Raw genomic sequence first — 23,340 nt, forward strand, 5'->3', positions numbered from 1 at the left:
CTGTTTGATGGACAAACCAGCATCACCGACAGTTTTGATGTGTTTAGTGCTAATTCCACTCAAACTACTCTGTTCAAAAAGAACACTGTGACTTTCCTTAATGACCTATCCAACAACATTACGGGTTTTGACAACTCCAATGATGTCATCAATGGTCAGGGAGGCGACGACATCATCGACGGCAAAAGTGGTAATGACCTGCTCAGAGGTGGTGCGGGAAATGATTTTCTCATTGGCGGTGCGGGAAATGATACTCTCATTGCTAGTGTAGGCAGTGATACTCTTGACGGTGGTACTGGTGACGATAGCTTGAATGCTAGTAATTCAACAGGCGATAACCTTCTCTCTGGGGGCGATGGCAACGATACTCTTGACATCTCTGGCTTTTATCAGCTTTCTGGCTCCATCTTCCCCAGTTCCTCCTACGGCTTTCGCTCAGAGACCGATAACACCCTCAACGGAGGTGTAGGTAACGATAGCTTGAGTGCTAGCGGTTCAAAAGGCGATAACCTGCTCTCTGGGGGCGATGACAATGATTTTCTTAACATCTCTGGCTATTACAGCTACGATGGCGGCGACTCCTACGAATCTCGTTCAGAGGGCAATAACACCTTAGAAGGAGGGGCTGGTGACGATCGCTTGCTAGCTCAAGGTTCAAAAGGCGATAACCTGCTCTCTGGGGGCGATGGCAATGATCAGCTTGACATCTCTGGCTATTACGACTACTACAACCCCTACGACTACTCCGACTCTCGGTCGTCTGGTAATAACACCCTCAACGGAGGTGCTGGTAATGATATCTTGAGTGCTGATTATTCAACAGGCAATAACCTGCTCGCTGGAGGGGATGGTAATGATGTTCTTATAGCCTCTAATGCCTCTGGTAAGAACACACTCATTGGTGGCAATGGTAATGATACCCTCACAGGTGGTAACGGTAATGATACCCTCACAGGTGGAAATGGTACTGATACCTTTGTTTTCAATAGTTACAATGAAGGTGTTGACAGTATTGATGATTTCAACACCACTAATGAAGTGATTCAAGTATCGAGTTTTGGTTTTGGTGGGGGGTTGTCAACACCTTCACTTCAGACAAGTCAGTTTACTCTCGGAACTTCTGCAAACACAAGCAATCAACGATTTATCTATGACAATATTACAGGTGCATTGTTCTTTGACCAAGATGGTAGTGCATCTGGGTTTACTCAGGTAAAATTTGCACAATTATCTGCTGGATTGTCACTAACCAAAAATAATTTTGTGGTTGTTTAATCGAAATTGGCGTTCTGCAAGTTAGTAAGTGCTATGGTTTGCGGGGTGCTATTTTTAGCACCCTGCATCTCTTTTGCTTAATGCAAATAGTTTTGGTAAGCGATCGCATAAAAGTAATGTCAGGAGTGCAATCTTTTAGACACGACTTTTTGGGTACTCCGACAATATGCCCACAATCACAGTGGGGGGAATTTTCGTGCGTCAACATAAACAGGAGATTGAAAGATGACTGCAACTATCACAAGACCCAATCCAAATTTTTAAACAAGAAGTACGCACTTCCCCAACTGCTATCTCAAGTAATCGGTTCTTGGTTGGGTGCTGATGCTTCAATAATCCCTAGACTTGGAGTTAGCAAATTATCAGGATCATAGCGCCGCTTTGCACTTACTAACTTTCGCCAAAACCAACCGAAGTGCTGCTGCCAATCATTCCGAGAAAAAGGAACAGAACTAATTGGATATAGATAACCACCTAAATCACGATTTTGCTCAAACAGCCGACGATTATCATTGAGCATTTTTGTAACTGTAGAACTATCTGGTGGAACTGCTGTTCGCAAAATAGAAAACAGAAACATAACTTTTTCCTTTGGGACGCGGAATAAAGGTAGTTGAAAGCGTTTAGTCTTAACTGGATACAGCAAGATTGGCCCCTGACCAGTGTCAGCTAGTGTTAAGCTAGCAGCGACTTTCCCAACAAAAGATTCCACCGCAGAGTTAGGCACAAATAAATCCAGCCAAGGATGTGGAAAAGACCAAACCCCAATAGATTTAAGGAAAGCAACTGTAGATGCTAAACGATTAAGAAACTCGAAGTAAGTTTTATCTTCTATCTTTTCTGTACCTTGAGTATAGTTTAAGCCAGCAAGTAAAAAGTTATTATTCGGGATATTTGGTGGGCTATAAAAGCTAGCTGCTTCTAACAGATAACGCCATCCCCCAGTATCTTTAGCAATCAATTGTCCTTCTACATAGTTAAAACGCTCATCATTGATTAATAAGCGTTGGTCACGCGTAAATATGGCTAAATCGTCATAATATAGTTCAAACACACGTGCATTGGTGGCACTTCTAATCAGTTTCACAGTTGCTTGAACAATAATTCCGCATTGCCCCAGTCCCGCGAGTACAGATTTAAATAGATGGCTGTTTTGCACTTGTGAGCAAGTTTCCAGTTGCCCCCTACCAGTTACTACCTTGAGTTCTAAAACATTATCAACTTGTACGCCATAACGATGGGTTGCACCACCAATACCGCCCACCGATAAAGTTCCACCAACAGAAAGTTCTATGTAATCTGTAAGAACAGGTGGGGTTAATCCCTGCTGGAGTGTTTGTTGCAATAACTGACTCCACAAAACTCCTGCATCCACAATGGCACGGTCTGTTCCCACAAAGTGAATCTTGTTGAACGTACTCATATTAATAACAATGCCAGCTTCTACTTGTGACTGACCATAAGTAGAGTGACCTTGACCGCGTGCTGCCACTTTAATTTGATAAGTACGGGCAAATTGAATAATTTGAACAATATCTTTAATTGACCCTGGATGAAGTACTGCTATCGGTTGCCGATGTACTATGTTACCGAAGTCTACACTGGCACTAACAAGAGTTTCACTATCCGTATAAAGTGTGCCATCCAATTGGGGTATACTTTCAAAGATAGATGCAGCATTGGCAGATGTTACCCAAGAACGCTGGACAACATCAAACCCAATCACGATCGCACTGGCAACCAAACTCTGTAAAATAGAGCGACGCGAAGTATTTAGGTTCATGATTTTCTATCTGAGCCATGAATTTTCAAAATATACAATCATTAGGTTACTAGTATGGTTAAATACTGTTAAGGTTTGAATTGCGCGATCGCTCACCTTTAAAGTCCAGTTACTTGTAAGCTAGTCTTGACTTGCGACTGTATTGATGAGGCAGTAGAGTGTTGATGATGACTGATAACAGGTTGAACTATACGCCTGACAACCAATCGCACCCCACAGACCTACATCTGTCAGCAATAGACCAAATGCTTATATTTGCCAGCAAGAGCAAGTAAACAAGAGGTATTGGCAGCTATAGAAGGTTATATGTTGGATAAAGCCGAACTTATGGGACGCTATACTCGCGAAATTAAGTAAACACTGTTTATAACCAGAACTGTCGATAGTCTTCGATATACTGCCGTATGCTCAGAGGTGAACGATTAAGTAATTGCTCTGTATCAGGTGTGATGTTGCCTGCCAAACCTAAACGGGCGCTAGTGTAGATTGCTACCATTACTAAAATAAAGTCTATTGGCAATCTTTTGGAGCGCATTTGTCGAACAAAGTTTAGCAGAGAAGGATTATAGCGTATCGGTTTACCTAAAACAGATGTGAAGATGTCCGCAACTTCGTAATAAGTTAAGGCTGCTGCACCTGTAAGGGGATATGCTTTTCCCTGATGCCCATCTTCAATTAAAGTACGAACTGCAACGGCAGCAATATCCCGCACATCAATGAAACTTGTTTTACCATTACCAGCCGGAAGAAGCAATTCACCACGAACTTTGATGTCTTCTCTATGTATGGTATTAAGATTTTGCATAAAAAAGCTGGGGCGTAAAAAGGTAGCTCTCATGCCCAATTCGTTGATATAGCGTTCAATTTGCGAGTGTGGCAAAAAACGGTTACGTTCCGCTCCCAGTATTGAAAGAAATACGATATGTTCAACACCTGCAAGTTTTGCAGCATTTAAGGCTGGGGCAATTTGTTTATGAATATTAGCAAGGGCAGGCGGACGCACTAAAAAAAGTTTATTGACTTGAAAAAAAGCATAACCAAAGGTGTCAGGATTGGTAAAGTCGAAAGGAATGGTTTGGATATTGCTGCCTAAGAGGTGTTTAGCGCTGTTTGGATTTCTCACTGCTGCACAGATATTACAATCGTGGGATTGCAGTAAGCGGAGAACTTCTTGACCGACGTTTCCAGTCGCACCCGTCACTAAAATTTTCAGCATAAGCAGCGATTCTGTACCTTGAGCTTGGGATGATTCCAATGATGGCGCAGTATCCAAGGAGAAAACTGAAATACTCAATTTCAGTGTAGTACTTATGTCTACAGCTATTTGCGATCGCTATACCGCAGGCAATTGCTTTTCGTACCTTAAAATGATTATGTCCTCGTCATCAGTTTGCTTGCTATAGGAATAATATTTGATTTCTGAAAAAATTCAGTACAACTCAAAGAGACTTCTTCCCTATTGCCTATTGCCTATTGCCTCTTCCCTCTTCCCTCTTCCCTATCTACGCAAATAAATTCAGAAATCAAATCGGATTGCTATAGACGTGAACTGTTATAGTGTGTTAATAAGTCAGGAGCTTGTAAATGGCGATCGCATTCTTTAATTGATTATCATCAACACCACCAGCTTTATTTGCAGACTCAACATCAGCCCATCCAACCGCGCTTGAGTGCAAACGACATTCTTATCTAAAGTTTGCAGCTTTTGGTAAGTTCTACATTATAGAAAGTCCCTGATTTGGGATTAATTGAACGCAACTCCTGGATAAAAGCATTAAATGCTGTAGCGCTTGTGCTGAAGCTGGCTTCGGCACAAGCAGATAAACCTCCTTCAATGGGAATAGGAGATCCGACCTTGGGACTATATACAATGAATTTATCGACGATGTTAGTGCCGACTGCAAACCCAATAACCTGGCGAATTGTTCGCAAAGCGGCATTATCTAAGGAACCACCAGTACTGCCAATACTGATATTAACCGCACGACTTTGAGCAAAAGCCGGCGCACTAATCGACAATACTGCTCCGACAATCATGAAACAGGTTAACTTCTTCATTTTCCTCTCCTCCAAAAAATTGAAAAACTAATAATTAGGTTTCGACATGGATGAAGTACATCAGAAACTTTTCCATGTAAGGTTTTCAGACATCGTGTTGTACCTTACTCGACTGAAAACTTATGTAGTTAAAAAACGTGGAATAACTATTTATTATACTGTCATGGTATTTTTTTAGTGTATGAGTGATTGACCCTAAAACTTTTGTTAACTGTGTTTCTTTCATTTATTGCGTGACTGTAATTGCACCATCTACCGTAGCATTAATTACTTTGAACACTTAGAGGAAGGAGGCAATTTTTATGACAAAGTTTAGATAAATACAACTAATTCTCTAGATAGAAGCCCCCAGCGAATATCAGTTTTAGCATTAAAACTAAGTGTCCTAATTACTTTTCGCACAAACAATACATATAGTCGGGAGTGCATTGGAGCTTAATCACTGGGCTTTTTAGTCATGTCTAGTAGTTCGCCATGCAAAGTTTGTGTGGTGGCAAGCAGACGGCACAGGAGAAAGAACTTGTACAAATCTTCTGCTCCCTGCTTCTGTGCCGACCTCCACAAGCGGAATTTTGGGTTGGCAGACCACTAAAGCTATGTTTTGTTGATTTGTGCAAGCGGCGCAATCTGTTTGTCATAAAACTCAGGAGATGATGAAAATGACAATTAATCATGGAATCTTATCGCAACCAGGTGAAGGTGATAGTTATTCAGTAGCAGGCGATGTAGCCACCTTTAAAGCTACGAGCGAACTAACAGATGGCAAGTATGCACTGTTTGAAGTAGTACTTGCACCCCAATTAGGGCCGCCGCCACATATTCATAGTCGAGAAGATGAAGCATTCTACATTCAAGAAGGTTTGGTAGAGTTTTATCTTGATGAACAAACAGTTGTAGCAATTCCCGGAACATTTTTGCATTCTCCCAAAGGTCAACTCCATAGTTTTAAAAATATTGGTTCTGTACCAGCTAAAATGCTGATTTGGGCTACTCCAGGTGGACTAGAAAAGTTTTTTGCAAAAGTCGGAACTAAAGTAGAGAATTCGTCAGTTCCACCGTTACCCATAACTCAAGAAGTGATTGATCGGATATTAGCAACTGCTCCTGAATATGGAATCACAATTGTTCTTCCTGAAACTGATAATTCTCCCAGCAGAAAAACTCTCTGAAAAAAATTAAGTTTAGGAATTTCCCGCGCATCTTCATAGAGAATCGGTATTAGCCGGGTTGGTGATAGAAAAATATCTGCGTCGGCAGTTAATTCAAGCCGGCAATGAAATTAGACTTGCCCGGAAACTCCTCGCGCCAGACTGTTCAAAGCTTTGGGGCAAAACTCCAGTGAGTAATTTGTAGAAAGTTACGCCAAGTGAATAGAAGTCTGTGCGATAGTCAATTAAGCCATTCATTCTGCCCGTTTGTTCTAGGGATATATAAGCTAGTGTTCCCTCTAAAATATTGGGATTTACCAGTGTTTGCGTTTACCGTGGTAATAAAGATGCAATACTAAAGTCAATTAATTTAACTTGTTTGGTTTCGGGATTAATTAATATATTGCTGGATTTAATATCTTTGTGTATGATGCGCTCGTGGTAGAGTATATCTAAGGTGTTGCATAGTGCGATGTCTACGACGGGCTACGCCTACGCAATTCGTAAAAACTCTTCAGTAGACGCGATATATCGCATCTGGTCAGCGATGAAGTAATCTTTTAAAGAAATCCTCATAAAGTCTTCCATCATCAGCGCATAGCCATTTTGGTATGCTTAGAGGCTGTATGTTTGAACAATTAGGGGTGAGTTGAGATTTTTAGCAATGGTGTACTGATTGCGAAACGACAAGAGTTCGCCCAAACTTGGATATGGATTTTTCAGCAGTTTAATTGCTACAGGTAATGAGTCAGTCTCTCGATATCCTCGATAAACTACGGTTCTGGAACCATTGTAGAGTTCTTCGCTGATGCGATATCTGGGAATATTGACAAGAGTGCTAACTATATTGCGCTCATCCTTAAGATTTCCAGGTTTAGTATTCCCAGATATCTGAAGTTGTTTAGCAAAAAAAGCCAAAGCTTAAAAATATTTTCCTCTAAGAAGTGCAGAGTTGCTGGGCTACCGATAAACTCTTTGTTATAAGTTGGCTGAAATTTTTCTTTGACCAGAGCGATGAAAGAGTGCGAATGTAAAGAATAGTTACTAGATAATCTTACTATGTACTCGATAGTGATAATTTTTTGAGCTTGATATATAAATCAAATTTTGTTTTTGAAAAAATGACCTACTCTTAAAGCTTATGTATAGAAAAATTGCTATTCCTGTTTTAAGTCTGATGTTTGCAACGCTCATACCTAATGTAGTAGGTGCTGAGACTGTGATGAAAAAAGTAGCTAGAACGGGGGTATTAACAGCTGGTACTAGTAGAGATGCGCTACCTTTTGCCTATGTGGATAGTCAAGGAAAGTTAAATGGCTATTCTGTAGATATGCTGACTCTGATTAAAGAGCAATTAGAAAAAGACTTAGGAAAAAAAATTAAACTGCAATTAGTTGGTCTTAGTCCCTCTGAGCGGATTACTAAAATAGTTAATCAACAAGTTGATATTGTGTGTGATGCGAGTAGTTTTACATGGAAGCGAGATAAAAAAGTAGATTTTTCTGTCAGCTACGGTGTGACTGGAACCCAATTATTAGTAAAGAAAGGAAGCAATTTAGGTTCTCCTGAATCCCTTATTGGTAAACAAATTGGTGTGCTAGCGGGAACCACAAATGAGCAGGCGATCGCTCGCGTACAACCCCAAGCTAAACTAGTGTATTTAAAAACTAGGGCAGAGGGATATACAGCTTTGCAACAAGGTACTATTGATGCTTTCTCATCCGATAGCATTCTTTTAGAGGGATGGCTGCAACAGCAAAAAAATCCAGATGCTTTTGCGATCGTACCGGATCGCCCCTATTCACGAGAAGGTATCGCTTGCATGGTGCCAGAAAATAACTCGAAATTCTTGGATACAGTCAACTATTCTCTGGTCAAGTTCATGCAAGGATTCGTCAATGGGAATCAGCGATATGTCGCTATTTTTGACCGTTGGTTTGGGCCTCAAAGCCCTGTAGCGCTCAATCGTGATTTACGTGATTTGGTAGTGGAAACTATGCAATTGGTCATAGAATTTCGTGAGGAAGTTCCCAAAAGTGACTTGTGAAATAATGGGTTTAAGTAAACGCGATTAAACCGAACTATGTAAAGTTTTGTATGGGGAAAGGGACTCATGTTAAAGGGGAAAGGTTTTTCCCTTTTCCCTTCTTAATATAATTATATTTATTTTCATCGGCTTACTTATACAATGCGATCTATCGAACAGAATTCAGGAGTCAGAATTTAGAATTCAGAATAAATTTTGACCGAAAAAGCGGTGCTTTGTTGCGTTAACGAGTCCGCGTACTCTTACAGAGAAGCAAGCTAGCAAGAGCGTCTTGATTACTGAATTCTGAATTCTTTTTCAATTTTGTCTGACTACTTAATAAGTTGTGACTAATGCACAACTGTGCGTCTCTACGACTAGGGTATTGATTACACCTTCTCTTTAGGTGGCGTTACGATACCCCACTTGAGTAGACCCGCTTCCAGTTCCTTAATGAATTTTAAGTCTTCCTCCAATAAAGGCTGGCTTTTGCTAGAAGAAAATTCCTGACTTACAGAGGGATTTTTCTCAAGAAAAGTAAATGCTTGCCGAAATTGACGCGGATTTGCCAAAATTAGCGAGTCAAAATGACAGGAAATAATCTGCTGAAAATCCCAACTTGCAACTGTATCAGCCCAGTCAAGGACTTGTCTTGGTGCTTGAGGAAAAATGAGGATTTGCAGAATCGGTGCGACCAGTGGCCGCCCTTGACCTCGGAGAACATCGAATGCCTGCTTCCAGGTTTCTCGCCAGCGAAAAGGAAATAAACCAAAATAGGTTTTTAGCGATCGCTGTGGTGCTTTGAAAGCATTACGAAACATCTGTCCGATTGGAGTAACTTCCAGTACACTTGGACGGAAGTAAAGCGCAAACAATGAAATGCGTTGCCATCCTTTGCGGCGGTTGTCTTCATTGTCCTCGATCGCGTCTAAAGCATTGTCCCTTGCATGAAACAGTAAGCCATAAGGATCTAATTGCACGATTTCTGGTGGGTCTTCTGGTATAGAAAGTATAGAATCAGTTACAAGTAGAGTGCGCGATCGCTTGTGAAATACTGCAACTTCTGCAAAAGAACCTCGTCCCAAGTCGATGTCCAATATTGCATAGTCAAAATCGAGAGCGAAGGGAGCAAGGCTTGAGTCTTCTGGAAGTTCTTGAGTTCGTTTTTGAGGAAAGCCTAGCCAACTAAGTGGCAGGTTGAACGGGAAACTCCACTGGTGCGGGGCAATAAAGACTTGTGCTTGCGGAAAACGACGAGCAAAGGGGCCAACAAAGATTTTATGCTCCAGACCAGAACTGGTTGGCAGTAAGATGTACTTAACTTCACCGTGCTTTGCTACCAACTCATTAACCAAACGGATACATTCATTTGTTGGCGCAACGGGTGCATAGACCAGAAGACCTCCGGCAGCGAGCTTGACGACAGTCATGCGAATCGGCACGATGGTGTAGAGAATGCCTTGAAGCTGATCGAATGTCCAGATTGTATCCTTAATTATTTCCTTGCGAAGTGTCCGCCGCCTGCTGTAGGGGTAGAGTGGGAGAGCAGCCCAAAATGGCCATGACCAATCTTTTGGGTGGCTCAAAGGATACATCTCTTGCTCTTCTAGTTCTACTCTCGACTTAGATCCTTCTGAGTTCATCGTCGTTCCATTGTCCTGGCGTGGGCCAGTTGTGAGAATGCTGTAGTTGTTACAAATTTGATATAGCACGCTTGCCCTCCAAGGGCAACTGGCTAGCGCCGCAAGGCGGAATTAAAAATTAAAAATTCTATCATTGTATTTCCGGGAATGAATTTACATAGGTCTAAATTAAAGCCATTCTCAGACCGAATGTGACTGTTTTCTAAAAGATTTATATAAGTTAATAGTTGTCTGGATCGAGTACAGTCACTTGTTAGTTTATTCCTCAGTATCCTTGGGTTGTGCCAAGAGCTACAAATTACACCTTAGCAAATCTTCCAACAAGCAAGGATTCCCTAACTTAGAAGTTATTGTCGAGGAAACGACAACGCGATCGCCCACTTTCAAGATATAAACAATTTCAGGTGAATAAACTGCAAGCAATAGCTCACTTTTTACACTCTAGTTAGTAGTGATCGCTAAGTTATTCAGAAGGTGAATAGCTCATAATGATTTCGATCTTTTTTAAACTTGTATTAGTTGTAAATAACTAAATATTTGCATAATATTTTTTATTTAGATTATCAAAACAAGTAAGCTTCAATTTAAAATTCCTTATTATAAGAAACATACAGTATTTTTATAATCTATCTAAAGAAATATAAATAATGTAGCATTGTCGGCTAAATAATATTTTAAATGTTTGTCATTTCTGTGACAAAAGCATGTATTTATTTTTAAGATTTGTAAAAAATTAAATTTTAAAGATTATCTCAATCTCTGGAAAAATTTATGGTATATTCAGAGCAACTTAGGTTATTAGTTAATCAATCTAAATGACTGAAACAAAAGAACCATGTAAAACATTAAGGCATATTCTGGTAAGGGCAATTCATAAATTAACCTATGGAAAATCTGGATTGGGATTTCGACTATTTTTGTTTGCATAAATTCTGATTATATGGTTATTTATAAATAGCTAATATCATCAAAATAACCAGTTTTATTTTTTTAGGAAAACTAATTTTAATATGATATAAATTAACTTAAATATGTGGTTATTACAGTGAATTTTGACATTTACGAAAAATAATTACTGAAAAAAAGTAAATATGCGAAATAATTTACTTTGAAAATTTAAGTGCGTCGCCAATTATCAATATTTTTTCATTGGTTTAACTGCGGCTTTAGCACAGTATTCTTGACAATATGAATTGTGCGTTAGGCGAATGGCAATTCCATGCAACGCATCTACATACTTAGATCCATGAAGGAAAAAGCGATGCCTGCTCTGTCTTTGAATAACCAAAATCTACCATACCCCGACCCTCTACACCCCATTATTGTCCACTTCGTAATTGCGATGATACTTTTTTCTTTCTTATGTGATGTGGTGGGCTATTTTACGCGCAACGTGCGTTTGTTTGAGGTGAGTTTTTGGAATATGTTTGTTGCCTCAGCAGCCATATTTTTAGCGGTGATTTTTGGTCAGTTTGAAGCAGGTTTGGCGAACATTTACCCAGCAGTGCAACCAACACTCAATTTTCATACAGTCATGGGTTGGTCACTGGCGGCTATTGTCGTCGCCATTACAGCTTGGCGTTTTGTGATTCGCCGCACCCCACGGAAAGTACCGCCTGCTTACCTTGGTGCTGCAACCTTTTTAGTCTGCTTAGTGTGCTTGCAAGTCTATCTAGGCAGTAAGCTAGTTTGGGTATATGGGTTACACATAGAGCCAGTTGTGCAAGGGATGAAGCAGGGAGTTTTGCCATGAACTCGCAACTGATTGAACAGTTGAGGTTAAGGCTGAATGCTAACGGATTACCTTATGAGATTCCCATACATCCGCAACTGGTGCATCTAACATTGGGTTTGTTCATTATTGCGATCGTTTTTGATATTGCAGGAGTGCTTTTTACTTTAGAAAAACCAATCTTCAAATTTTTCGGTCTGGCTACCCTGCGTTCTGGTTTCTTTGATGTCGGGTGGTACAACCTCATAGGTGCAGCTTTTATCACTTTTTTCACCGTTGCGGCTGGTTTTTTCGAGCTACTGCTAGCAAATCCACCAGTCGGTCAAAAGAGCGTTTGGGGGTTAACTGCTGGTTGGACGATGCTTTTGCATGGTTTAGGTGGTATTTCATTGTTGGGGATCATCGTTGCTATGACTGTATGGAGAGGTTTGCAACGTTATCGCTGGCGCAAGGATGCTTCTAGACAAGTGCAGTGGAGTTACTTGTTAGCAGGTATTGCAATATTAGGCATTTTGTTTGTCCACGGAACTTTGGGGGCGCAATTGGGAGAAGAATTTGGAATTCACGTTACTGCTGCGAAGTTACTCCAAGAAGGTAAAAATCCAAATTTACTACTCAAATAATCAAGTGGGAAGTACTCTCTTCAATTTTGAATTTTGAATTTTGAATTTTGAATTGTTAATATGTTTAGTTCTTTTGAATATGTACTAATAGCGTTTTATGTAGCAGTGCTGCTGATTGTCAGTCGGTGGATTGGACAGCAAGCATTTTCTTGGATGCCTCCCCAGGCTACAGCAGAAGCACAACGGGTAGATGATTTATTTAGCTTTTTAGTCTCAATTGGAGCATTCATTTTGCTTGGGCTGGTTGGTGTTATTGTGTATGCGATCGCCTTCCATCGCGCCCGCCCCGCAGACTACAGCGAGGGACACCCTTCTAGAGGTGACGCGAGGCTAGAAATATTGTGGACAGCTACCCCGTCTCTGTTAGTAGTATGGATTGCCTTTCAAAGCTTCAATATCTATCAGCAATTAAATATTCTCGGTCTAAACCAAATTGTGCATTTGCACACACCCCTAGAATCTGAACCCGCCTACGCCGCAAACGTCAGTGATGTCCTCAAACCTGCCTCTGAAACAATTGATGTTTTGGTTAAACAGTGGGATTGGTCTTTCCACTATCCAAATAATGTTACTAGTAAAGAATTACATTTGCCTGTCGATCGCAGCACTCGCTTAAATATGCAAGCACAGGATGTAATTCACGGTTTCTACGTTCCTGAGTTTCGCCTAAAACAGGATATTGTGCCAGGGCGCAAGATTGACATTGTGCTAACACCCATTCGCCCAGGCAAATATCGACTGAAAGATTCTCAATATAGTGGTACTTACTTTGCCTTGATGGAGACGGATGTATACGTTGAATCCGTTGATAAGTATAATCAGTGGCTCACGCAAACAGTCTCTAGCAGCGAAAGTTCATTAGCTCAAAATCAGGCAGTTGCCGAAAATATCCAACCACCAAAGACATTATTTCAAAGTGGCTGGCACACCGTCACACCTGCACAACCTGCTGTAGCTAATCAAAGGAAAATAAATAATGACACATAATTTCAGTGAAGCTATAGCCAAGGATAGAGAACCTGAAAATAACTGGCGGGAATATTTCAGCTTCAGCACCGACCATAAGGTGATCGGTGTTCAGTACATGGTGATGACCTTCATTTTCTTTCTTCTCGGCGGGCTGTTGGCGATGATCATCCGGGCTGAATTGCTTACCCCGGAATCAAATTTAGTTGACCGTCCCCTTTACAATGGTTTGTTCACCATGCACGGGACAATCATGATTTTCCTGTGGATTATTCCCTTTAATGCAGGTCTTTCTAACTACCTAGTGCCACTGATGATTGGAGCGCGGGATATGTCTTTTCCCCTGCTCAACGCCATCTCTTTTTGGATTCTGCCACCAGCCGGTCTTCTGCTAATGTCTAGCTTTTTGCTACCTAACGGGACAGCACAAGCTGGCTGGTGGTCTTATCCACCAGTTAGCCTGCAAGTTCCAGGGGATCAGTTGATTAACGGTCAATTTATTTGGATAGTTAGCCTAGTACTAATCGGCATCTCTTCGATAATGGGGGCTGTCAACTTTGTTACCACAATCTTTTGGATGCGATCGCCAGGGATGACATTTTTCCGAATGCCCGTCTTTGTCTGGTCAGTTTTTAGCGCCCAGTTGTTGCAGCTAATTAACTTACCTTCCTTAACGGCTGCATTGATACTGCTGTTGCTTGACCTCTCCTTTGGTACACAATTTTTTAAACCGGAAGGAAGTGGCGATCCGATCATTTACCAACATTTATTTTGGTTCTACTCTCACCCCGCAGTTTATATCATGGCGCTACCAGCCTTCGGTATTATTGCGGAAGTTCTGCCAGCCTTTTCTCGCAATCCCCTATTTGGTTATCGGTCAGTTGCTCTTGCTTCTTTCGGTATCGCTGTAGTCAGCATCTTCGTTTGGGTGCATCACATGTTCACCAGTGCTACCCCCGGCTGGATGCGGATGACCTTTATGGCCACCTCAATGTTAGTTGCCATACCCACTGGTGTTAAAGCATTCGCTTGGACTGCCACAATCTGGAGGAGCAAGTTGCATCTAGAGACACCAATGCTATTTGCGATGGGAGGTGCAGCGATGTTTATTTTTGGTGGTGTCACTGGGGTAATGCTTGCCGCCACTCCATTTGATATCCATGTCAATAATACTTACTTTGTAGTAGGTCACTTCCACTACATCGTTTTTAATACTATTACGATGGCAATCTTTGCCGGAATTTACTTTTGGTTTCCCAAAATAACTGGCAGGATGTACGCCGAGGGCTGGGGTAAGTTGCATTTCTGGTTGACCTTTATTCCTGCCAATATCACCTTTTTCTCCATGCACCCATTAGGTTTACAAGGGATGCTACGCCGAATTTCCTCCTACGATCCCCAGTATCAGGGTTGGAACGTCATCGCTAGCCTTGGATCGTTCTTGCTGGGAGCATCCACGCTGCCCTTTATTGCTAACATTGTCGGTTCCTGGCTATATGGAGTGAAGGCAGTTGATAATCCTTGGCACGCTACGGGATTGGAATGGACAACTTCTTCACCACCTCCACGAGATAACTTTGAAGAGATTCCTGTTGTCACCAGACCTCCTTACGACTATGGCGATCCAAAATACTCATTCGTAGAAAATTCTGATAATGATGAGTGAAGAGTTAGACCAATTTTAATTACGAATTACGAACTTGTACTGAGCGTAGCCGAAGTATTACGAATTATGCAACGTCGCAGCACTCATATAGATGAAAGTCCGATCCGTTTTGACCAGTGGCGACGACGCTTACCGAATTGGTTACAGCGCTTTTTGCCAAGTGGTGGCGGGAGTCATGAAGATCATCATGGCAAAGGAATGTTCGGGTTTACTGTGTTCTTGTTGTCGGAAAGTATCATTTTTTTGAGTTTTATCTTTACTTATGTTGCTTTGCGACTGAATACCAATAACTGGCTACCATCTGGTGTTTCTGGGCCAGAATTGTCTAAACTCGTGATTATTAATACCGTAGTATTACTTTCTAGTAGCTTTGTTATTCAACCAGCAGAAAATGCCCTCAAACGTAATCAACTTATTAAATTTCGCTGGCTATGGCTAATAACGATCGCAATGGGAACCTACTTTTTAATTGGCCTATTAATTGAGTGGAAAAATCTCGATTTCAAGATTACTACAGGATTAGTTGGTTCCACATTTTACTTGCTGACAGGTTTCCACGGTCTACACGTTCTAGCTGGTGTTGTACTTCAGATAATTATGCTGATTCGCTCATTCATTCCAGGAAATTATAATAAAACTCACTTCGGTACAAGTGCTACCACTCTATTTTGGCATTTTGTTGATGTAGTTTGGGTCTTCCTATTCTCGCTTCTCTACCTTTGGCGGGCATAAAAATTTTCAGAAATCCTAAGTATTTTCAGGAGCAATTTGATGAATTTATTCTTGCAAGAACTACCAGCTTCAGAACTTGCCCCAAAAGCAGTTCAAGAAACTCCAGCACCAATTCAAGACCCACTAATTGCACGTGGGTTACAAAAAGAACAATATATTGGCATTATTGGGCTGGCGATCGCTCTAATTGCAGCTGTAGGATTTTTTAGTCGCAGAGTCGAATACGCTATTGCATTTGCTGTTATCCTTAGTATCGGTTTAATAGCTTTATTTTTATTCTTATAGCGAATTCGTTATTAGTCATTTGTAAATACAAGTGACTAATATAGAACTCATATTTGATTACGTGAAAAAATTCGGTATACCTGAATCTTCTGAAATCCTATTGCCTATTACCTATTGCCTATTACCTATTGCCTATTGCCTATTACCTATTGCCTATCTACGCAAGTAATTTCAGTAATAAAACCGGATTCCTATAAACTAAGAGGATGTTTGAAAAGTCCTCTCGTCGGAATCAAAAGTTTTAGATGCGTCTTTGGCTTTGCTCGTGAATTCTGAATTCTGAATTCTGAATTCTTCTTCAAAATTCCTGATTTCACAAAATGGAGATATTTTATGAATAGCCCAGTTTATCAAACTGTGATTGTCGGTGGTGGCTTCACTGGCTTATTTACAGCCTTACACCTGGCTCACGAACATTATCCTCGCTCTGTAATTTTGATTGACAAAAATGAAAGCTTTTGCTTTAAGCCGTTACTCTACGAATATTTCAGTGGAGAGATGGATGGCTTTCAAGTAGTACCACGTTTTTCGGAATTACTTAAAGGCAGTGGTGTAATCTTTGTCCAAGATACAGTGCAATCAATAGACTTGCACGAACGACAAGTCAAATTAGCTTCAGGAAACTCCTACAACTACAGTAACTTAGTATTAGGCTTGGGTAGTGTTACTGCTTATCATCATCTAGAAGGTGCTAAAGAATACGCTTTTCCTTTTTGGACACAAGAAGATGCGATCGCTCTTGACCGACATTTAGGTGACTGCTTGCAACGAGCAGTGCAAACTGAAGATCCAGAACAACGTCGTCAACTGCTAACAGTAGTTGTAGTTGGTGGTGGTGCAAGTGGTGTGGAAATGGCAGCAAGTTTAGCTGATTTACTCCCACATTGGTATACTGCTTTGGGAGGAAATTCTAATGAAATCCGTGTAGTACTGCTCAATCACGGTAAAGAAATTCTCAATGGTGATATTAACAATCCTCTGCGCCCAATCGCTGAGAAAGAATTACAAAAACGGACGATATCAATTGAAATTCTTACCGGAGCAGAAGCCACTACTATTCATGCCAATGCCATTGAATATAAGCACAATGAGCAAATTGAGACATTGCCAACCAGTACCACAATTTGGACAGCTGGTACTTCTATTCATCCACTAATTAAAGATTTACCAATTTCCCCAGAACATCGAGATCATCGCGATCGCCTTCTAGTTACTCCCACAATGCAACTAATCGACTTTCCAGAAGTCTTTGCAGGGGGCGATTGTGTAGCAGTTCAAGATAATTCACTACCGCCAACGGCCCAAGTTGCTTATCAACAAGGAGCCAATATTGCCCGAAATTTGAAAGCGATCGCTTTAGGTCAAGACCTCAAACCAGCAAAGGTAAATATACGCGGAACTCTCTTAAAATTGGGGTTAAATGATGCTGCTGCTAACCTTTTCAATGTTTTGGAAGTTGCAGGCGAACCTGGACATTTAATCCGTCAAGGCACTTATTTAACCCTATTACCAACTCCAATTCATGATTTTAAAGCTACTAGTGAATGGCTAGATGAAGAGATTTTTCACCACCACCTCGATCCTCATGATGTCGGCAAAAAAGTTGTACAAGCAGTACAAGCAGTTGGCACAGGAGTTGTGGGCGTTTTAGTTGCAAGAAAGTTATTGAAAATGTTAGGCAATGAAGAGAAAAAGGACTAGTACCGCAAAGCGGAATTAAAAATTATAAATGAATACAGTGTAATACCATTTCTTTGTGAGGCTGCGCCAAACCCTTTTAACTTTCTTTCTTTACTTTGTGTCCCACTCTTACGAGACGCTACGCGTAGCTTGCTTCCCCGCAGGGGTATGCGTCCTTTGCGGTTCGTTTTCCTTTCTTGTACTTAAACATGGTTTAGCGCATCTTCATACAGAATTAGTATAAGCATTTCATCGATTTTACATGGGTGATTTATTTATGCCGTCATGTACTAGGAACTGGGAAAACAAAAAAGCAGCTTTGTCAGATCCCTTTAAATCCCATACCTTGTTCTACTTGAGTTGCAACTTTACGAGAAATCTGAAAGCGAATACCAACTTGACTCAAAAATATGCCAACTAAAATTAAGCTACCACCGATATATTGAGCTAAGGTAGGGACTTCACCCAGTACCACATAAGCAGCTAAGATTCCGATGATTGGAGTAAAAGAGCCAGCTAAGGAAGCCGCCGACACGGTAGAAGCTCTCAAGCCTTTGAGCCAAAATGATTGACCTAGAACCACAATCACAGCAGCATAAACAAGCATCCACTGCCACAAAAAAGGAGAAAATACATCCATAAAGTGGTCGCGGCCATAGAGAACTAAAGCAGTAAAGAAAAATATTACAGTTCCGAGAGCAGTACGAAAGATACTCAAGATTCCCACTGGGATATCAGAAAGCCATCCTTTAAGAATAATCGTTGAAACTACTGAAGCCACGGCTGCGATCGCTGCCAATAATTCCCCAATACCTACTCTGAAACCACCCATGTTGATCGTAGTCGTCTGTGAGGGTTGCAAAAGAATAGTTAAGGTAACGCCAACAAATGCAGCGATCGCTCCTACAACTTCCCAACGATTTACCCGTTCCCTCAGCAACCAAACTGATAAAGCCATAGCCAGAGGTGGCTCCAAGCGTCCAACCAAAATAATATTGTTGACACCTGTTAATGCTAATGCCTGGAAAATTAAGCCAGGGACAAGCGCTCCTGATAAAATAGCTACGGCTATCAGCGCCAACCAATCTTTCTTGGACAGTTGCTGCAAAGCCTTTTTGTTCCACTGTCGTCGATAAATAGGGAACATAACTATCAATGCACATAGATTCCCTACAAATAAAACATTACATAAAGAAATCGGGTTTCGACCATCCATAAAATGTTGAGCGCCGATTTCTGTCAATTTGCGGGTAACTGCACTCGCAGATCCAAAAATCAAAATTGCTAGCCAGAGATAGGTTTGACCAGGTATTTTATAAATAAAAGTATGCCACCTTCTCGGTCTGCTCATAATAATACTGCTGCAAAGAAATACTTTTTACTATACTCAGCTAACTTGGGTAATTTCAGGTGAGATGAATCTGAGAAAACACTTAAAACAAGCTGAGATTGAAAGCATCACCATTTTCTGAGAATATGCTGAGTCTAAACTAAGTTTTTCCAAGGGGTAAATTCAGACAATTACTAGATTGGTTTCATTTTAACTTCAGTAGCAGATGAGATGCTTTAGTTCATCGGGAAACTTCAACACAAGGAAAAACAAATGAAAATTGCTTCTTCTCTGCTTACAGGTGTTGCTCTTGTTGGTATGCTAACAGTCTGGGATGTTCCGCTTAAAATTGTGAGTCCTTCACTGGTGCAAGCATCAGCCGCAGAAAAAAAAGATGCTACAGGTTTGACTACTCAACAAAAGATTGATTTAGTCATCAAGCATAAGGGTCAGTTTGGTGGTGGTGATGAACTACGTCGTTTCTTTTTTGGCGATCTTGAACCGCTAGCTGTTCAACCTGGCGGTGCAGGTATGGTGGTTAATCTTTACAATAAAACCAACAATGTCACCTTTGCTTACTGTTCTACCTTTGATGTAGTAGTTGCGGTTAAAAAAGGTAAAGTAACAAAGTTTGAGGCTGATGAGGTCAAGTAATTCTTAATTGTCAGTAGGTAGACATAAATAAATCAAAGTATCTTCAGTTTAATTATGTCTACTTATTTAGATTATCGTTAGTGCTTGCCACTACCTAAAAATTTTACAGCATTTGCCAATAATTGCAGATTTAGTGCAAAAGCACTGTTTAAAAAAACTAATTTGTAACTTTTGATCGGAGGTCAGATATGGAATTTAGGGATGTTATCTTGTTGTTACATCCAGCGATCGCTGTACTTGTAGTCTTTCCTTTAATCGGCATCATTGTCAACCGCGCTTTACAAGTCCGTCAACGCCGATTGCAAACTTTAGCCACAGGTAAGAGTAAAATCCCTCCCACTGTAGGACAAGAGCATACTCAGTTAGGGCGCTGGCTAACTGGAGCAGTTGTAAGTATTGTTTTAATCGCGTTTGCCAACGATATTTTTGGTAATATTTTAGAAAATCAAGTTTGGATGAAAGCACCATTTCAGGTAGTCTTTATCGGGTTATTGTTTATGGCTGCGATCGCTTCTCTATATTTACTCTATCAGGCAAAGGAGAAAAAATGGCGTGGCATATTTGCAACCCTGACAGGAATTGCATTAGTGGTGCTTGGATGTCAAGATGGTATTTACCGCAAAACTGAACAATGGTATATCTCCCACTATTATTATGGGCTAACTGCGGCTCTGCTGATGCTTTTTTCACTCTCCATTTTGCCAGACATTTATAAAGATAAGACCAATCGCTGGCGTCGGGTTCACATTATTGTTAGCTCCCTTGCTCTTTTACTATTTATCGGACAGGGAATAACAGGAACACGCTCATTACTAGAAGTTCCACTCACTTGGCAAGAACCTTATATCAATATGCTTTATGAGCAAAAATGCGATACTAAATCTTGTACAATCCAGCCAAGTTCGTTACCCAAAAGTCAATAGAACTATAAGACTCATATTTGATTTCTGAAAAAATTCAGTACAACTCAAACAGGTTTATTGACTATTGCCTATTGCCTATTGCCTCTTACCTCTTACCTATTGCCTATTGCCTATTGCCTATTGCCTCTTACCTCTTACCTCTTACGCAAATAAGTATGGCCACGCCACGCTTCGCGAACAGAAATCAAAGCGGATTGCTATAGCAATATTTTTAAATTCCCTAGACAAAACTAAAAAGTGAAGCAACCCCCAAAGATTTGGATAAATCTCGATCCTTTCTCATTGCAGTTACGGCTAACCATTGGTATTGCTACATTTTCAACTTTAATATTAGGTAGTTTTGCTGCATGGACTAATTGGAGAATGCAGCAAATTTTGATTGATAGTCGTAAGTATGACATAGAACAAATCGCTAAACGTTTGCCGCACGATGTGCAAATTTATAGTGAGATGATGCAACCGATAACTGGATTGCAAAAGGCTATTAATAACTTGGCAAATACAAATATATTTTTATGGTTAAAAAGTCCTGATAATAAAATTTTGATAAAATCTGCTAATTTTGATTTGTTATCTTACTCTACGGTGACTGAGTTAATGTCCCTTAGTAATATGCAGATTAAAGCACAAATTTACAAAGTTAATCAAAACTACTTTGTTATAAGTAGTAGTTCTTTGCAAGTGCAGGGTAAATCTCTGGGTAAGCTATTTGTAGTACAAAATATTACTCGCGAACAGAGAATGTTTATGGCAATGCTGCGGAACTTGAATATTAGCAGTATTTTGGCAATTATTGTAATAATAACGATAAGTGCATTTTATATTCGGCATTCTCTGCAACCACTGCGTCAGCTAAGTCAGATGACTTCTGTCATTTCTATAGAAGATTTGGGACAAGCACAAATATATGTTGATAATGCACCCAGTGAAGTCAAAGAATTAGCTCAAACTTTAACCATGTTGTTATCGCGTCTCTCGCAATCTTGGGAGCAAGAAAGAGAATTTGTAAGCAATGTTTCTCACGAATTACGCACGCCATTAACGATTGTACATGGTTACTTACAAAGCGTCTTGCGACGGCAGAATAACTTAACAGAAATTCAACAAGAAGCTTTAGAAACTGCTGCCTCAGAAGCCGAACGTACCATTCGCTTGCTACAAGATTTACTTGATTTAGCACGAGCAGATGGCGGCCATTTGAATTTTCAGATGAAATCTTATGTGTTGAATGACTTAGTTGAAGAAGTCGTGGTGATGGCGAAAAAATATAGCGATCGCTTAATTACAATCGAGTCAACAGCTTACCCCATTGAAGTTAAAATAGACTACAGCCGTTTTAAACAAATATTGCTCAATTTGATTGATAACGCGATTAAATATTCTGAAGCTAGCACACCGATAATTTTAAAATTAAATCAGTTTCATGACAAAGCGATTATTGACGTTTGTGACAAAGGTTATGGTATTCCTTTACAACACCAAACACGCATTTTTGAGCGATTTTACCGCGTAGATGAATCCCGCTCTCATGCGACTGGCGGTTGTGGTTTGGGCTTATCCATTGTCAAGACACTTGTAGAGGGTATGGGTGGTAGCGTATGTGTGCAATCAAAATTAGGAGAAGGAAGTGTGTTTACCATCACTCTACTTACATAGCTAGTCAAAGTCAGGTTAAACTAGCACCTTGATTGTTACCGAAACAGACTCATGATCCAGAGCAAGTAAATTTATTTATGGAAATTATTAATTTTGAATACTTCGGCTACGCTCAGTACAAGTTTTGAATTTTGAATTCGGAGCGACGTGACCCTATCTACTTTAAAATTACAAATATGACAGCAAATATCCTCTTAGTTGAAGATGAAGTTAAACTGGCGCGATTTGTTGAATTAGAACTAAGTAGCGAAGGTTACAATATAAACGTGGCACATGATGGCATCGCTGGTTTAACGTTAGCACGGGAGTTATCGCCAGATTTAATCATTCTTGATTGGATGCTCCCAGGGCTGTCAGGTTTGGAAATCTGTCGTCGATTGCGAACAACTGGTATTTCCATACCAGTAATTTTATTGACAGCAAAAGATGAAGTTAATGATCGTGTGGCAGGTTTGGATGCAGGAGCTGATGATTATGTAGTCAAACCATTTAGTATTGAGGAACTGCTAGCTAGAATCCGCGCTCATCTGCGCCGCACTCAAGAAACAGATCAGGATATTTTTCAGTTTGAAGACTTAAGTTTGAATCACCGTACTCGCCAAGTTTACCGGGGTAAGCGGGCAATTGAGTTAACGGCTAAAGAGTTTGACTTGTTGGAATATATACTTTCGCATCCCCGTCAGGTATTTACTAAAGACCAAATTTTACAAAAAGTTTGGGGTTACGACTTTATGGGTAATTCCAATATCATCGAAGTCTACATTCGCTACTTGCGCCTAAAATTAGAGGAAAATAATGAAAAACGCTTGATTCATACGGTACGTGGTGTGGGCTACGTACTTCGTGAATAGTCAAAATCAAAACATTTTAGGTCGATGAATTCCTCTGTCAACAAGGTCTTATTGGCTCTGTTAGCGCGGCGGGACGTAGCCCATGTAGCCTATTCTGAATCCTGACTCCTGAATTGTGCTGTAACTGTTCGTGAGTTATCTTACACGTTCTTAGTAATCACTGTTCAATCAATGATGTTAATATCCGTTGCTGATTATTAATTGTGGCATCCATAATTACCTATCTTTAGATATAGGACTCATATTTGATTTTTGAATAAAACTCAGTACACCTTTATTCCTTCTTCCCAGTCCCAAGTTCCAAGCGAT

The 23,340-nt window shown here is 40.4% G+C and carries 19 protein-coding genes and 1 pseudogene; 14 read left to right on the forward strand and 6 right to left on the reverse strand.

The window, feature by feature from the left end; genetic code table 11:
* On the forward strand, positions 1-1,275 hold a 1,275-nt coding region (locus RMX98_RS33250), incomplete at its 5' end, for a calcium-binding protein (RefSeq protein WP_409881621.1).
* A 295-nt stretch (positions 1,276-1,570) separates the two neighbouring features.
* On the opposite strand, the gene RMX98_RS33255 is transcribed toward RMX98_RS33250, so the two are convergent.
* The 3 genes from RMX98_RS33255 to RMX98_RS33265 all read right to left on the reverse strand — a co-directional run bounded on the left by RMX98_RS33255 (position 1,571) and on the right by RMX98_RS33265 (position 5,116).
* Complete coding sequence (locus tag RMX98_RS33255; protein WP_322677161.1) at positions 1,571-3,058, reverse strand: FAD-binding protein; 1,488 nt, start codon at positions 3,056-3,058, stop codon at positions 1,571-1,573.
* Between the two features lie 364 nt (positions 3,059-3,422).
* Positions 3,423-4,274: an SDR family oxidoreductase gene (locus tag RMX98_RS33260; RefSeq protein ID WP_322677160.1), complete on the reverse strand. Its 852-nt coding sequence runs from the start codon at positions 4,272-4,274 to the stop codon at positions 3,423-3,425.
* A gap of 473 nt (positions 4,275-4,747) precedes the next feature.
* On the reverse strand, positions 4,748-5,116 hold the full coding sequence (locus tag RMX98_RS33265) for a hypothetical protein (RefSeq protein WP_322677159.1): 369 nt from the start codon (positions 5,114-5,116) through the stop codon (positions 4,748-4,750).
* Between the two features lie 659 nt (positions 5,117-5,775).
* Between RMX98_RS33265 and RMX98_RS33270 the strand changes: the two genes are divergently transcribed.
* A complete protein-coding gene (locus RMX98_RS33270) occupies positions 5,776-6,285 on the forward strand; it encodes a quercetin 2,3-dioxygenase (protein ID WP_322677158.1) in 510 nt (169 codons plus the stop codon).
* Between the two features lie 156 nt (positions 6,286-6,441).
* Here RMX98_RS33270 and RMX98_RS33275 read toward each other — a convergent pair.
* Positions 6,442-7,110, reverse strand: a pseudogene (locus RMX98_RS33275) (serine/threonine protein kinase); the annotation flags it as partial.
* A 295-nt stretch (positions 7,111-7,405) separates the two neighbouring features.
* Between RMX98_RS33275 and RMX98_RS33280 the strand changes: the two are divergent.
* Positions 7,406-8,311, forward strand: coding sequence for an amino acid ABC transporter substrate-binding protein (locus tag RMX98_RS33280; RefSeq protein WP_322677157.1), 906 nt, complete (start codon positions 7,406-7,408; stop codon positions 8,309-8,311).
* 368 nt (positions 8,312-8,679) lie between these two features.
* On the opposite strand, the gene RMX98_RS33285 is transcribed toward RMX98_RS33280, so the two are convergent.
* Positions 8,680-9,933: a DUF4336 domain-containing protein gene (locus tag RMX98_RS33285; RefSeq protein ID WP_322677164.1), complete on the reverse strand. Its 1,254-nt coding sequence runs from the start codon at positions 9,931-9,933 to the stop codon at positions 8,680-8,682.
* A 1,261-nt stretch (positions 9,934-11,194) separates the two neighbouring features.
* On the opposite strand from RMX98_RS33285, the gene RMX98_RS33290 reads away from it, so the two are divergent.
* From RMX98_RS33290 to RMX98_RS33320, 7 genes are all read left to right on the forward strand, one after another.
* Positions 11,195-11,686: a DUF2231 domain-containing protein gene (locus RMX98_RS33290; RefSeq protein ID WP_322677156.1), complete on the forward strand. Its 492-nt coding sequence runs from the start codon at positions 11,195-11,197 to the stop codon at positions 11,684-11,686.
* Complete coding sequence (locus tag RMX98_RS33295) at positions 11,683-12,288, forward strand: DUF2231 domain-containing protein (RefSeq protein WP_322677155.1); 606 nt, start codon at positions 11,683-11,685, stop codon at positions 12,286-12,288. The genes RMX98_RS33290 and RMX98_RS33295 overlap by 4 nt, the downstream gene beginning before the upstream one ends.
* 60 nt (positions 12,289-12,348) lie before the next feature.
* Positions 12,349-13,275 carry a cytochrome c oxidase subunit II gene (locus RMX98_RS33300; protein ID WP_322677154.1) on the forward strand — a complete coding sequence of 309 codons (927 nt, stop codon included), beginning with the start codon at positions 12,349-12,351 and terminating at the stop codon, positions 13,273-13,275.
* Positions 13,265-14,920, forward strand: a complete 1,656-nt coding sequence (locus RMX98_RS33305) for a cbb3-type cytochrome c oxidase subunit I (RefSeq protein WP_322677153.1) — start codon at positions 13,265-13,267, stop codon at positions 14,918-14,920. The genes RMX98_RS33300 and RMX98_RS33305 overlap by 11 nt, the downstream gene beginning before the upstream one ends.
* A gap of 66 nt (positions 14,921-14,986) precedes the next feature.
* The gene (locus RMX98_RS33310; protein ID WP_322677152.1) at positions 14,987-15,652 is read left to right on the forward strand and encodes a heme-copper oxidase subunit III; all 666 of its coding nucleotides are present in this window, start codon (positions 14,987-14,989) and stop codon (positions 15,650-15,652) included.
* Between the two features lie 39 nt (positions 15,653-15,691).
* Positions 15,692-15,937: a hypothetical protein gene (locus RMX98_RS33315; RefSeq protein ID WP_322677151.1), complete on the forward strand. Its 246-nt coding sequence runs from the start codon at positions 15,692-15,694 to the stop codon at positions 15,935-15,937.
* Between the two features lie 333 nt (positions 15,938-16,270).
* The gene (locus RMX98_RS33320) at positions 16,271-17,638 is read left to right on the forward strand and encodes an NAD(P)/FAD-dependent oxidoreductase (protein WP_322677150.1); all 1,368 of its coding nucleotides are present in this window, start codon (positions 16,271-16,273) and stop codon (positions 17,636-17,638) included.
* Positions 17,639-17,939: 301 nt separating this feature from the next.
* Here RMX98_RS33320 and RMX98_RS33325 read toward each other — a convergent pair whose 3' ends face one another.
* Positions 17,940-18,968 (reverse strand): DMT family transporter, encoded by a 1,029-nt coding sequence (locus tag RMX98_RS33325; RefSeq protein ID WP_322677149.1) that lies wholly within the window; start codon positions 18,966-18,968, stop codon positions 17,940-17,942.
* Between the two features lie 252 nt (positions 18,969-19,220).
* Between RMX98_RS33325 and RMX98_RS33330 the strand changes: the two genes are divergently transcribed.
* From RMX98_RS33330 to RMX98_RS33345, 4 genes are all read left to right on the forward strand, one after another.
* Entirely contained in the window at positions 19,221-19,601 is a 381-nt protein-coding gene (locus RMX98_RS33330; protein WP_322677148.1) for a hypothetical protein, read from the forward strand.
* Between the two features lie 188 nt (positions 19,602-19,789).
* On the forward strand, positions 19,790-20,524 hold the full coding sequence (locus tag RMX98_RS33335; protein WP_322677147.1) for a DUF4079 domain-containing protein: 735 nt from the start codon (positions 19,790-19,792) through the stop codon (positions 20,522-20,524).
* A gap of 237 nt (positions 20,525-20,761) precedes the next feature.
* Positions 20,762-22,180: a sensor histidine kinase gene (locus tag RMX98_RS33340; protein WP_322677146.1), complete on the forward strand. Its 1,419-nt coding sequence runs from the start codon at positions 20,762-20,764 to the stop codon at positions 22,178-22,180.
* Positions 22,181-22,356: 176 nt separating this feature from the next.
* Positions 22,357-23,031 (forward strand): response regulator transcription factor, encoded by a 675-nt coding sequence (locus tag RMX98_RS33345; RefSeq protein WP_322677145.1) that lies wholly within the window; start codon positions 22,357-22,359, stop codon positions 23,029-23,031.
* Positions 23,032-23,340: the final 309 nt, after the last annotated feature.

The organism is Nostoc sp. DedQUE02 (genome assembly GCF_034531035.1).
GTDB lineage: Bacteria > Cyanobacteriota > Cyanobacteriia > Cyanobacteriales > Nostocaceae > Nostoc.